This is a genomic window from Rhizobium sp. BK049, assembly GCF_014193135.1.
GTDB lineage: Bacteria > Pseudomonadota > Alphaproteobacteria > Rhizobiales > Rhizobiaceae > Rhizobium.
In genome coordinates this window covers 75,413-88,581 of the sequence record NZ_JACHYV010000026.1, presented here as the reverse complement: position 1 = coordinate 88,581, position 13,169 = coordinate 75,413, and the positions used below count along the sequence as shown (strand labels likewise).

Annotated in this window: 11 protein-coding genes; 8 read left to right on the top strand and 3 right to left on the bottom strand. The window is 63.2% G+C overall.

Annotation, left to right across the window (positions count from 1 at the left end; translation table 11 throughout):
* Window positions 1-91 precede the first annotated feature (91 nt).
* Window positions 92-991, bottom strand: coding sequence for a LysR family transcriptional regulator (locus tag FHT70_RS23930; protein WP_097597667.1), 900 nt, complete (start codon window positions 989-991; stop codon window positions 92-94).
* A gap of 118 nt (window positions 992-1,109) precedes the next feature.
* Between FHT70_RS23930 and FHT70_RS23925 the strand changes: the two genes are divergently transcribed.
* Together FHT70_RS23925 and FHT70_RS23920 are read left to right on the top strand one after the other, a co-directional pair.
* Complete coding sequence (locus FHT70_RS23925) at window positions 1,110-2,498, top strand: MFS transporter (RefSeq protein WP_183705284.1); 1,389 nt, start codon at window positions 1,110-1,112, stop codon at window positions 2,496-2,498.
* Window positions 2,499-2,651: 153 nt separating this feature from the next.
* Window positions 2,652-3,341, top strand: coding sequence for an HAD family hydrolase (locus tag FHT70_RS23920; protein ID WP_183705283.1), 690 nt, complete (start codon window positions 2,652-2,654; stop codon window positions 3,339-3,341).
* Between the two features lie 757 nt (window positions 3,342-4,098).
* On the opposite strand, the gene FHT70_RS23915 is transcribed toward FHT70_RS23920, so the two are convergent.
* A complete protein-coding gene (locus tag FHT70_RS23915; RefSeq protein ID WP_183705318.1) occupies window positions 4,099-4,746 on the bottom strand; it encodes a hypothetical protein in 648 nt (215 codons plus the stop codon).
* Window positions 4,747-5,010: 264 nt separating this feature from the next.
* Here FHT70_RS23915 and thrC point away from each other — a divergent pair, with 264 nt between their 5' ends.
* The 6 genes from thrC (at window position 5,011) to FHT70_RS23885 (ending at window position 12,204) form a co-directional block, all read left to right on the top strand.
* Entirely contained in the window at window positions 5,011-6,435 is a 1,425-nt protein-coding gene (gene thrC / locus FHT70_RS23910) for a threonine synthase (RefSeq protein ID WP_183705282.1), read from the top strand.
* 3 nt (window positions 6,436-6,438) lie between these two features.
* Complete coding sequence (locus FHT70_RS23905) at window positions 6,439-7,734, top strand: pitrilysin family protein (RefSeq protein WP_183705280.1); 1,296 nt, start codon at window positions 6,439-6,441, stop codon at window positions 7,732-7,734.
* A gap of 28 nt (window positions 7,735-7,762) precedes the next feature.
* Complete coding sequence (locus FHT70_RS23900) at window positions 7,763-8,353, top strand: GNAT family protein (RefSeq protein WP_183705278.1); 591 nt, start codon at window positions 7,763-7,765, stop codon at window positions 8,351-8,353.
* A 21-nt stretch (window positions 8,354-8,374) separates the two neighbouring features.
* A complete protein-coding gene (locus FHT70_RS23895; RefSeq protein WP_183705276.1) occupies window positions 8,375-11,287 on the top strand; it encodes a sensor domain-containing phosphodiesterase in 2,913 nt (970 codons plus the stop codon).
* A gap of 84 nt (window positions 11,288-11,371) precedes the next feature.
* Window positions 11,372-11,791 carry a hypothetical protein gene (locus FHT70_RS23890; protein ID WP_097597680.1) on the top strand — a complete coding sequence of 140 codons (420 nt, stop codon included), beginning with the start codon at window positions 11,372-11,374 and terminating at the stop codon, window positions 11,789-11,791.
* Window positions 11,792-11,895: 104 nt separating this feature from the next.
* Complete coding sequence (locus FHT70_RS23885; RefSeq protein WP_097597683.1) at window positions 11,896-12,204, top strand: Dabb family protein; 309 nt, start codon at window positions 11,896-11,898, stop codon at window positions 12,202-12,204.
* A 61-nt stretch (window positions 12,205-12,265) separates the two neighbouring features.
* Here the strand turns inward: FHT70_RS23885 and FHT70_RS23880 are convergent, their stop codons facing one another.
* Window positions 12,266-13,165, bottom strand: coding sequence for a zinc ABC transporter substrate-binding protein (locus tag FHT70_RS23880; RefSeq protein ID WP_183705274.1), 900 nt, complete (start codon window positions 13,163-13,165; stop codon window positions 12,266-12,268).
* Between the last annotated feature and the right edge of the window lie 4 nt (window positions 13,166-13,169).

The following is a 13,169-nucleotide window of genomic DNA, read 5'->3' as shown; positions in this document are numbered from 1 at the left end:
AACCTGCGGAGCTGCAAAGCTGCGTGAGCTCGTTTCCCGATTCAAGCTGCGTTCGACAGCTTCGACGCAGCCTGCGGCGTGCCTCGCTTCCTCAGTTCATTGCGTTGTGGAAAGTCTCGAAAATCAGCGCCCGCAGCCAGCGATGGGCGGGATCTGCATCCATGCGAGGGTGCCAGGCCTGGACGATGTTGAAAACCGGCACGGCGACTGGCAGGTCAAAGGTCCTGATCCCGCTGATCGGGGAAGACTTGCAATAGGACTTCGGGATAGAGCCGATCAGATCGGAAGCCGCTGCAACGGCGATCACCGCTGGAAAGCTCGGGACGATCAGCCTGACGTCCCGGTAAAGGTCCAGCTCGGCGAGCGCCCTGTCGACGGGACCGGCATAGTCCGCTTGCGGCGAGAAGACCACATGACCACAGGCGGCATAGCCCGCAGCCGTTAGCCCTGCATCGAAGATCGGATGCCCCGCCCTTGCGACACCGACGAACCGGTCCTCGAAAAGGCTCTGGCAACGCAGCTCCCCGCCGTCGCGCGGCAGGACACCGATATCCAAATCGATTGCCGCGTCCCGCAAAGCCTGAACGTCCTTGTCCGATCGCGGCGCAAAACGAAGCCTTATCCCCGGTGCGGCGTTGGTCACGGCGGCGCTGAGATCGGCGGCGTAGAGAAGCACGAAGGCCTCATTGGCACGGATGGTGAAGTCGCGCCGCACTTCCCGGATTTCCACGGTCGATGGCGGACTCAGCACCGCTTTCACGGCGTCCTTCAACACCTGCACCTCTTCGGCAATCGCCAGGGCATGCGGTGTGGCGACCATGCCGCGCCCGGCCGGCACCAGGATCGGATCCCCGAGTGCCGCCCGCAAGCGCGACAGCGTCCGGCTCATGGCCGATGTGCTGAGGCCAAGCCGGCGAGCGGCGGCCGATACGCTCTGCTCGCGCAGCAACGCATCCAGCGCCACCAGAAGATTGAAATCGAGATCGGACATGGCGCTATTCTATCAGGCATGGCGCTGTATGCAACGGTCAATTGCTTCAGTTGCGTCTGGCGCAGGAGATCGACGAGGGCTAATGAATCGGCCATCCCATAAGCATCCCGGAGTTTCCATGTCCCTCACCTGCACCCCCCCGATCTCTCAAGATGGCCTGGCGTCACCCCGACGGTACCTGGCTGTCGCCCTCCTGCTTCTGGCAATTGTTCTCGTCGTTCTGGATGGGGCGATCGCCAATGTCGCCTTGCCTTCGATCGCGCTTTCGCTGCACGCGCAAGCGGATAGCACCGTATGGGTCGTCTCCGCCTATCAGCTGGCCGTGCTCGTCGCCATTCTTCCCTGCGGGGCGCTCGGCGAGATCTACGGCGCGCGCAGGGTCTTCCTGATCGGCGTCGCGCTGTTTACCGCGGCGTCAGCAGCCTGCGCCTTGGCGAGCGATCTGCCCGTGCTGATCCTTGCTCGTTTCGCGCAGGGCCTTGGCGCGGGCGCGATCATGGCCCTCGCGATGATGAACCTGCGCCAGGCCCTGCCGCAGCACATGCTGGGTCCGATCATCGGCGTCAATGCCATGATCATCGCCATTTCCTCCGCGGCGGGCCCGGGCCTTGCCGGCGCCATCCTTTCCGTTACGAGCTGGCCCTGGCTGTTTGCGGTCAACATACCGCTAGGCATGATCGTTCTCTTCGGCGGCGGCCTGCTGGGGCAGGTCGAAGGCGCGAAGCGGAAGCTGAATGCGAAGGTGTTGCTGGCCAATACAGCGATGTTCATCCTGTTCTTTTCAGGCGCCGATCGGATTGCGACCGCGCCGGTCAGCGGCGCCGCCCTCATCGTGGCGTCGCTCGCCTGCCTGTTCAGCCTGCTGCGCCTCGAACGGAACAGTGACGTCCCGCTCATTCCGACCGATCTCCTGGCCGCACCGGCATTCCGCGTATCGGTCATTGCCTCGATTTTCTGCTTCTGCGGTCAGATGCTGGGCACCATCGCGCTCCCTTTCTACCTGCAGCACAGGCTGCACATGACGCCGGTTCTGGCCGGTCTCTACATGATGGCCTGGCCGGCCGCGACTGCGATCATTGCGCCCATCTCGGGACGCCTGGCAAACCGCGTCAAGACGGCATGGCTTTGCGCCATCGGCGGGGCGCTGTTGGCGCTTGGTCTGCTGGTGGCGGGCCTGACGCCGCCCGATCCGCGCGGCATCGCCTTTGTCGTCGGCACCGTGGTCGCCGGCCTCGGTTTCGGACTGTTCCAGACGCCGAACAACCGCATTCTCCTTCTTTCGGCACCGAAAGCCAGAAGCGGTGCGGCCGGCGCCATGCAGGGCACCGCGCGGCTTCTCGGCCAAACCCTGGGCGGGATCTCCATGTCAATCCTATTTGCAACATTGGCGCTGTCGACGGCACTCGACTTTGCGGTCGTCATATCGGGCGGCTGCGCAGCCGCAGCCAGTTTGGTCAGCCTGAGCCGGGCGCGCTACGAAGTGGCGGGACAGCCCGGAGCGTCCTGAACGAGCTTCTGGTCATCCGGGTGGAAGCGGCTTTACGGAGCCGGTCGCCTGCCGCATCCCAGCCATGCTTGAGATCAGGTTGAGCTTTGGCCGGCCATCGTGTAAAGCCGCAGCATCCCCGGACAAGACAAGATTTCCAGCAAGGCGTGAACAATGGACGGCTTCGACCTCATCATCTTCGATTGCGACGGCGTTCTCGTCGATTCCGAAATCATCGCGGCCGAAGTTGAATCCGCGCTTTTGACGGAGGCCGGATATCCGATCGGCGTCGAGGAAATGGGCGAGCGTTTCGCCGGCATGACCTGGCACAACATCCTGCTGCAGGTCGAGCGTGAGGCCAGCATCCCGCTTTCGGCCTCTCTGCTCGACAAGTCCGAGAAGCTGCTCGACATCAGGCTGGCCAATGACGTCAAGGCGATCCCAGGCGTCGAATTCGCCGTCTCCAGGCTGCCGATGAAGCGCTGCATCTGCTCGAATTCGAGCATGAAGCGGCTCGACATGATGCTGGGCAAGGTCGGCCTGATGCCGCTCTTCGCGCCGAACATCTTCTCCGCCAAGGATCTCGGCGCCGACCGCGTCAAGCCGGAGCCGGATATCTTCCTGCACGGCGCAAGCCGCATGGGCGTCACTCCCGACAAGACGGTCGTGGTCGAGGATTCCGTTCACGGCGTACATGCGGCGCGCGCCGCCGGCATGCGCGTCATCGGCTTTACCGGCGCCTCGCACAGCTACCCCGCCCATGCCGATAAACTGACCGATGCCGGCGCCGAGACGGTGATCTCACGCATGAACGACCTGCCGGGCGTCGTTGCCGCGCTGGCCGCCTGGGAAGGCGTGCTTTAAGGCCTCGGCCATTTGCTCGGCTGCTGGGCCCGATGCGGTCGCGGCACACCCCTCCTCCACGCCGACGGGCGTATGCCTCCCGGCAACGCCTCTCCTCCGTCCCACGGCTTGACCCTGGGATCCATGCGGCGGGCACGCCGTCAGGAGCGATGGAGTGCAGCTGCAGGGAATTATTGAGGCCGCGTGCTTGGTTGTGGATCCCAGGGTCAAGCCCTGGGATGACGGAGTGTGGGGTTGGCGTTCTCGCCAAACGCATCGGCGGCGCAGCTTGTGAGACGTCGCTATTGCCGAGGTTTGTGAAGGACGCTCCTGCCAAACGTACCGCCGAAGCAGCTTGTGACACGTCGCTTTCGCCGAAGCTTGTGGGCGCCGGATCTGGCGTCGCTTCATCGCCGTAGCTGTGCCGATGAGCCCAGACACCACCTCTGATGCGCCGGCGGACTAATGCATCCGGCACCACCTCTCTCCACGCCGCGGAGTTATCGATCGCGGCACCACCTCTCCTCCGTCATCCCAGGGCTTGACCCTGGGATCCATGCGGCGGGCACGGCGTGGAAAGGCACGGCATCCAACTGCAGGAAAATCACAGAAGCCTAATGCCGGGTCGTGGATCCCAGGGTCAAGCCAGGTCAAGCCCAGATGACGGAATGTGGGGTTGGCGATGTTGCCAAACGCATCGGCGGCGCAGCTTTTAAGACGTCGCTATTACCGAGGCTTGTGAGGGGCGCTCCTGCCGAAGCTCGTGCGAATGCAAAATCTAGCTGCTCTTCTTGCTCTTGACCGGCTGGGTGTCGAAGCCGACGTTGACACGCACCAGGGCGCCGGCGCCGACGGGCATCTTGATGCCTTCCTTGCGGAAGATGACCTGCGTGCCCGGCGAGCCCGCCGGGATTTCAGTCGGGAATTTGGTGACCTCGGAGTAGAGCACGTTTTCGCCGTCGAGCACGCTGACGCGAATCGGCAGCGTCACCGGGCCGGGAGCGCCGGCCGGGCCGGTGATCAGGCGCAGCTGGGCGACGACCGTCATCGTCAGATTGGTGTCGTTCAGCATGCATTGGCGGGTGTAATCGCCGAAGGAGGCCTGGACGGCGATCTGCTGCGGATCGTCCTTCTTGCCCTTGGCATAAGTGCGGAAGATCGCATCCTGATCCCGCATGAAGATCTGCGGGCAGGCGCCCTGGACGACCGGGGCAGTCGTGCCCTGCGCGGTCTTGGCCGTGCCGATCGAAGGATTGTTCGAGGAGGGGTTGGCGGGTGCCAGCGGCATGATCTGGGCGTTGCCGTTCGGCTGGGCGGGCGCAGCCTCCGGTTTGCTGTCGCCGCCGATGCCGAGCGAATTGCAGCCGGCGAGCAGGCCGACAAGAGAAGCGGAGACGATGAGACGCGAGACCTTGCCGAGCACGATATTCCACCCCTTGCACAAGCGTTTCTTGGCGGCCCCATGTCTTTTGCGTGAGGCCTTTCACGACGGTTTGCGATGGTCTATATCAGCGGCTCAAATAAAAATCGATTGGGTACGCGCCGTTTTGATGCACTTTTCGCCGCCGGATGCGGGCAACTTCAACAAGATAACGGCGATCGTATGTCCGCAGGGCCACGCCTTCTCGGTTTCCGGCAAGGCAAGCCCATGGCCGCGCCCGGCCCGATGTCTTTCAGCGATAGATCAAGGATGATGAACGTGGACTATATCTCGACCCGCGGCGAGGCCCCTTCCCTCGGCTTTTGCGACGCCCTCTTGACCGGGCTGGCGCGCGACGGCGGGCTCTACGTTCCCCGTGAATGGCCGCACTTCTCCAAGAAGGAGATCCGTGCGCTCAGGGGCAAGACCTATCAGGAGATCGCCTTCACCATTCTCTCGCCCTTCACCAATGGCGAGATCCCCGAGGCGACCTTCCGGGCAATGATCGACGAGGCCTACGGCACCTTCCGCCATCCGGCGATCGCTCCGCTCATCCAGACCGGGCCGAACAGCTTCGTCATGGAACTGTTCCACGGTACGACGCTCGCCTTCAAGGACGTGGCGATGCAGCTGCTGGCGCGGCTGATGGATTATGCGCTGGAAAAGCGCGGCGAGCGGGCGACGATCGTCGGCGCCACCTCGGGCGATACCGGCGGGGCGGCGATCGATGCCTTCGCCGGGCGCGAGCGCACCGATATCTTCATCCTCTTCCCGCACGGCAAGGTCTCGCCGGTGCAGCAGCGGCAGATGACGACCTCAACCTCTTCCAACGTGCATGCGCTCGCCGTCGAGGGCAATTTCGACGATTGCCAGAACCTGGTGAAGGCGATGTTCAACGATGCGGCCTTCCGCGACAAGGTCCGTCTCTCCGGCGTCAACTCGATCAACTGGGCCCGGATCATGGCCCAGATCGTCTATTATTTTACGACGGCGGTGGCGCTCGGCGGGCCGGACCGGAAGATCTCGTTCACGGTGCCCACCGGCAATTTCGGCGATATTTTCGCCGGCTACTGCGCCAAGCGCATGGGCCTGCCGATCGACCGGCTTGTCATCGCCACCAATGAAAACGACATCCTGACGCGGACGCTGAAGACCGGCCGCTACGATATGAAGGCGGTCAAGGCGACAAGCTCGCCGTCGATGGATATCCAGATCTCGTCGAACTTCGAGCGGCTGCTGTTCGAAGCCTATGGGCGCGATGCCTCGAAGGTACGCGCGGCGATGGAAAGCCTGAAACAATCCAACGGCTTCGAGATCGGCGGCCAAGCGCTGAAGGCGATTCGCCGCGACTTCCGGGCCGGGCGCGCGAGCGAGCGGCAGGTGGCCGAGACGATCCGCAAGACCCATGCCGAGACCGGCTACCTGCTCGATCCGCATTCGGCGATCGGCGTCTTCGTGGCAAAGAAGAAAGAGAAGCCGAATACGCCGATGGTGACGCTTGCGACCGCGCATCCGGCGAAATTCCCGGTTGCCGTAAAATCGGCCAGCGGTATTGACCCGGCGCTTCCGACGTGGCTTGCTGGTCTGATGCAAAGGGAGGAGCGTTTCCAGATCATCAAACCGGAGCTGAAAGCCGTTGAGACCTTCATCGGCAAACACGCCCGCAGCGAGACGACGGCAGGCGCAGAAAGATAGCCAATGACAGTTGAGTGCACCCGGCTCAAATCCGGGCTGACAGTAGTCACAGAAACCATGCCGCACCTGGAAAGCGTTGCGCTCGGAGTCTGGATCAAATCGGGATCGCGCAACGAGACGGAAGATGAGCACGGCATCGCCCACCTGCTCGAACACATGGCCTTCAAGGGCACGGCGCGCCGCTCGGCCCGCCAGATTGCCGAGGAGATCGAGGATGTCGGCGGCGAGGTCAATGCCGCCACCTCGACCGAAACGACCTCCTATTATGCCCGGGTGCTCAAGGACCACGTGCCGCTCGCCGTCGACATTCTCGCCGACATCCTGACGGAATCGGCCTTCGAGGAGGAGGAGCTGGAGCGTGAGAAGCAGGTGATCCTGCAGGAGATCAACGCTGCCAACGACACGCCCGACGACGTCGTGTTCGACCGCTTCTCCGAGGCCGCCTATCGCGACCAGACGCTCGGGCGCGCGATCCTCGGCACGCCGCAGACCGTCGTCTCCTTCACGCCGCAGCAGATCCGCACCTATCTCGGCCGCAACTACACGACCGACCGCATGTTCGTGGTGGCGACCGGCGCCGTCGATCATCAGGAATTCCTGCGCATGGTCGAGGATCGCTTCGCGAGCCTGCCGACCGCGCCATCCGCGCCGCCGGTCATGGAAGCGGCGCGTTATATCGGCGGCAGCGTGCGCGAACCGCGCGACCTGATGGATGCGCAGATCCTGCTCGGCTTCGAGGGCAAGCCTTACCACGCCCGCGATTTTTACTGCTCGCAGATTCTGGCCAATATCCTCGGCGGCGGCATGTCCTCGCGGCTGTTCCAGGAGGTGCGCGAATTCCGCGGCCTCTGTTATTCCGTCTATGCCTTCCACTGGGGTTTTTCCGACACCGGCATCTTCGGCATTCATGCCGCGACCGGCGGCGAGAACCTGCCGGAGCTGGTGCCCGTCCTTATCGACGAGCTGCACAAGTCGGCCAATCAGATCCACCAGAAGGAAATCGAGCGCGCCCGCGCCCAGATCCGCGCCCAGCTGCTGATGGGCCAGGAGAGCCCGGCCGCCCGCGCCGGCCAGGTCGCCAGGCAGATGATGCTCTACGGCCGGCCGATCTCCAATCCGGAGATGATGGAACGGCTGGAAGGCATCACCATCGAGCGGCTGACCGACCTCGCCGGCCGGCTGTTCTACGACACGGTGCCGACGCTTTCGGCGATCGGGCCGCTCGAGCAGCTCGCGCCGATGGAAGACATCGTTGCCTCGCTTTCGGTCCCGGCGCCGAAGACGATGCAGGCCAGTTGAGCCGACGTCCGTCTGCCGGGAGTGATCGATGCCAAAATCGGTGTTTCGGTTTCTGTCGCGGCAGCCGGATGCGGTTGAGCTGGAGAATGACAAATATCTCCTGCGGCTGCCGCGCTATCAGGATTTCAACCAGTGGCACCGGCTGCGCGCCGAAAGCCGCAAGTTCCTGGAACCCTGGGAACCGACCTGGCGGCGCGACGAGCTGACGGAAGGCGCCTACCGCGCCCGCGTCATCCGCGGCAAGCAGGAATATGCCTCCGGCCAGGCGATCCCGCTGTTCATCTTCCTCAAGGAAAACAGGACACTCGTCGGCGGCATCACCATCGGCTATATCAGGCGGGGGGCGGCACAAAGCTGCATGATCGGCTACTGGATGGGCGAACGCCATGCCGGCCAGGGGCATATGTACGCTGCCCTTCAGTTGGTTATTCCTTACATCTTCTCCGGGCTTGAGTTGCACCGTATTGAAGCAGCCTGTATTCCAGATAACGCGCGCAGCATGCGCCTGCTTGAAAAGGCCGGGTTTCAGCGGGAAGGTTATCTGCGCGGATATTTGAAGATCAACGGTCAGTGGCACGACCACGTGATGTTTTCACGGCTCGCCACGGATACCGGATAAAGGCAGGAAAACCGACAGCCGATGACCAGAAACAGCATGCTGCCCAAGTCACCGTCCGGACGAGTGATCGCGGTGATCGCAGCCCTTTTCCTGGCGGTCTTCGCCCTTTCGGCGGGCGTTGCGCAGGCGGCCGAACCGGTGAAGATTTCCCGCGACGATACCGCGCTCGACCTGACGGCGACGACCGAGATCTACGCCAACCAGGGCGAGGCCTTCCAGGTGTCCACGGCCGCCGGCGCCGACGGCATCCGCCGGCGCATCGAGGTCCGGGCGAGTTCGGAGAACCATCAGGGCGACTGGGCGGTGTTTGCGCTCGCCAACGTCTCGGAGGAACAGCTGGAGCGCGTCATCGTCGCGCCGCACTTCCGCCTGGTCAATTCCAAGCTGTTCTGGCCGGATCTCGGTTCGCAGCGCATTATCGCCATTACCCCGAGCGAAGGCTTTGCGCTCGATCGCCAGCCCAGCGACGAGGCCGACGTCTTCCGCATCACGCTCAATCCGGGCGCCGTCATCACCTTCGTCGCCGAACTGTCGACGCCGCAACTGCCGCAGATCTATCTCTGGGAACCGAACGCCTACAAGGATACGATCAACGCCTTCACGCTCTATCGCGGCATCGTGCTCGGCATTGCCGGCCTGCTCGCCGTGTTCCTGACCATCCTCTTCGTCGTCAAGGGCACCTCGATGCTGCCGGCAACGGCGGCGCTCGCCTGGGCAGTGCTCGGCTATATCTGCGTCGACTTCGGTTTCCTCGGAAAGCTCATCAGCGTCGCGTCGGCGGACCAGCGAATATGGCGCGCCTGCGCCGAAGTGGCGCTCGCCTCCAGTTTCGTCATCTTCCTCTTCACCTATCTGAACCTCAATCGCTGGCACGCCCATCTCGGCTACGCCACGCTCGCCTGGGTGCTCGGCCTTGCCTTGCTGTTCGGCGTGGCGATCTACGATCCGTCGATCGCCGCCGGAATCGCCCGACTGTCCTTTGCGCTGACGGCGGCGACCGGCCTGCTGCTCATCATTTATCTCGGCTTCAATCGCTATGATCGCGCCATTCTGCTGGTGCCGGCCTGGGCGCTGACACTCGTCTGGCTGTTCGGGGCGTGGCTGACCGTGACCGGACGGCTGGACAACGACATCATCCAGCCGGCGCTCGGCGGCGGCCTGGTGCTGATCGTGCTCCTGATCGGCTTCACCGTCATGCAGCACGCCTTTGCCGGCGGCGCCTTTCAGCAGGGACTGTTTTCCGATCTCGAGCGGCAATCGCTGGCCCTGACCGGCTCCGGCGACATGGTGTGGGATTGGGACGTGGCGCGCGATCGCGTCGTCACCATTCCCGACGTCTCGGTCAAGCTCGGCCTCTCCCCCGGCACCATGCATGGGGCGGCGCGCAACTGGCTGCCGCGGCTGCATCCCGACGACCGCGACCGCTTCCGCGCCACGCTCGACGTGCTGCTCGAACACCGGCGCGGCCGGCTGAACCACGAATTCCGCATCCGCGCCGAGGACGGGCATTTCCATTGGCTCTTGATCCGCGCCCGGCCGGTGCTCGGCTCCAATGGCGAGATCATCCGCTGCGTCGGCACGATTGTCGACGTCACCGAGCAGAAGAACTCCGTCGAGCGGCTGCTGCATGATGCGCTGCACGACAATCTGACTGGCCTGCCGAACCGGCAGGTCTTCCTCGACCGGCTGCAGTCGGTGCTGGCGCTGGCGCCGGGCGGCGAGACGCTGCGCCCGACTGTGATGGTGATCGATATCGACCGCTACAAGCTGGTCAATGATTCCCTCGGCGTTGCAGCCGGCGACAACATCCTGATTGCGCTGACGCGGCGCCTGCGGCGTCTGATGAAGCCGCAGGACACGCTGGCGCGGCTTGCCGGAGACCAGTTCGGCCTCATCCTGGTCTCCGAGCACGATCCGGCCAAGGTCGCCGATTTCGCCGATGCTGTGAGCAAGGCGATCATGGTGCCGATCAATTTCGCCAATCGTGAGATCATCCTGACCGCCTCGATCGGGCTCGCCTCCTGGGTGGACCGGCAGGAGAGCGCCAGCGGCCTGCTCAGTGATGCGGAGCTTGCGATGTATCGGGCAAAACGGGCCGGCGGCAACCGCGTCGAGCCGTTCCAGCCGGCTTTCCGCGACTTCGGCACCGACCGGCTGCAGCTCGAAACCGATCTGCGCCGCGCCATCGAGCGCAGGGAATTGTCGATGGTCTACCAGCCGATCGCCCGGCTTGAAGATGTCGAGGTCGCCGGCTTCGAGGCGCTGATGCGCTGGGAGCATCCGAAACGCGGCAATATCCCGCCGTCGGAATTCATTCCGCTTGCCGAGGCGTCCGACATCATCGGGGCGCTCGGCATGTTCGCGCTCGAACAGGCGACCAATGACCTGATGAGCTGGCAGAACCAGACCGGCGAACTGCCAATCTTCGTGTCGATCAACCTGTCGAGTGTGCAGCTGCTCAACAACGAGCTTTATGACGATGTGCGCTCGGTTCTCGCCAAGACGCATTGCACGCCCTCGCGGCTCAAGCTGGAACTGACGGAATCCATGGTGATGGAAAATCCGGAACAGGCCCGCCTCGTTCTGCAGAAGCTCAAGGAAGCCGGCATCGGGCTGGCGCTCGATGATTTCGGCACCGGCTATTCGTCGCTTGCCTATCTCACCCGCTTCCCCTTCGATACGATCAAGCTCGACAAGGCGCTGGTGCGCGACAGCAGCGACAAGAAGGCAACCGTGCTCCGATCGGTGATATCGATGGCGGCCGAGCTCGAGATGAAGGTGGTGGCCGAGGGAATCGAATCCAACGAGGATGCGATCGAGCTTGCCAAAATGGGCTGCAGCTACGGGCAGAGCTATCTCTTCGGCCCGCCGATGCCGTCGGACTCGGTGCTGCGGCTGCTTCGCGATCGGTTTCCGCTGACAAAACGGGCGTGATCACCGGCAATGATCTCCCTAGAAATGGCGATTGACCGGCGGCCGGCAATATGCGCCACTCGCTTATCATATAAGGAATTTGCGATGCTCAAACTTCTGCTCGCCCTGTCGATCGGCGTCTTTTTCGTTTCGCCGCTTCAGGCCGGTGACGTCCATCCCGTCATGAAAGCCTGCGTGCCTGGGGTGAAGCATTGTGAACGATGGACCCAGGAATTCCAGACGGCGCTGGCGCTGGCACAGAAGGGCGATCATGCCGCACAGCAGACCGTGGCCTTCTGCCTGTCTTCCGGATGCCATGGCGCGGTGGTCGTCGACAAGGTCGCCTCCTGCAGCTGGCATCTCGTCATCACCAATTCAGGTGCGGCCACCGTGCTCGACCGGTCCAACCTCAGGAACACCTGCCGGCCGATGACGCCGGCTCAGAAGGACGAAGCCCGTGCTCACGCCGGCGAGCTCGTCCGCAAGATCTATAATCGTGACATGGCGGCGACCGACCAGATGTAGGCCCGGCCTCCTGCGGCGCTCGGCCGACGACACGTTAAAATAAATCTCATTGCCCTTGCGGCTTTGGCCGCTATTCTCCTCTCAAGAAAATCGGGAGGACCATAATGATCCTGCATTGCGTGTTCCTGCGGCTGAAGACGGCGCTGACGATGGACGACAAGCAATCGCTGTTCGACGCGATCGTCGCGCTAAAACAGGTCATCACGGGCATATTGGATATCAAATACGGGCCGAATGTTTCGCCAGAAGGCCTGCATGCCGGCTTCGTCGACGGTTTTGCCGTAACCTTCGAAAGCGCCGAAGCCCGGGACGCCTATCTCGTCCATCCCGAACATGTGGCGGTCGGCGAGCGTATCGTCTCCTCGACGGACGGCGGCCTTGCCGGCATCCTGGTCTTCGACCTCAATCTCTAGCGTAGGAAGCGCGCCGCTTGATTCAAAGCTCCATGCGACGCCCTTTCAGAGCGGCCAGCCTTTAGCTCGACTTCGCCATAGCGGCGGCGAGTTGATCGACATTGTAGCGGAACATCTTCTCATAGGTCGGCGCCGGACCCTTGGCGTCGGAGAGCGATTCGACATAGAGCTCGCCGCCGGGCTCGGCGCCGGTGGCCCTGGCGACCTGCTTGACGAGGCGCGGATCGTTGGAATTCTCGAAGAAATAGGCCTTCACATGCTCGCTCTTGATCTGGTCGATCAGCTTGGCGACATCGGCGGCCGAGGCTTCGCTTTCGGTGGAAAGACCGAGCGGCGCGAGGAAGCTGATCTTATATTCGCGGCCGAAATAGCCGAAAGCGTCGTGGCTGGTCAGCACCTTGCGGCGATCGTCGGCGATCCCATCGAATTTCGCATGGGCATAGGCGTTCAGTTCATCCAGCTTCTGCGTGTACTTCTCGGCATTGGCCTTGAAGGCTGCGGCATCGGCCGGATCGGCCGCCGACAGCGCCTTCTCGATATTGGCGACCCAGACCTTGACGTTGACGGGGCTGTTCCAGACATGCGGGTCGGTGATCTCAGCACCGTCCTCCTCCATCGTGCGGGTGGCAATGCCTTCGGACACCATGACCGGCTTGCCCTTGTAGCCTGAGGCGGTGATCAGCCTGTCCATCCAGCCTTCCAGCCCTTCGCCGCTGACAAAGGTGACTTGCGCCGCCTTCAAATTCTTCGCATCGGCGGGCGACGGTTCGAATTCATGGGGGTCGCCGTTCGCTCCGACCAGGCTCGTCACATGCACATGGTCGCCGCCGACCTGTTTGACGACATCGGCAAGCACGGTGAAGGACGCAACCACCTTCAGCGTTTCGGCGGAAGCCGGCGCGGCCGAGAGCGCCATCAGCGCGGGAAGTGCGGCGGCAAGAAGCAGTCTGCGCGGGTTCATCGAA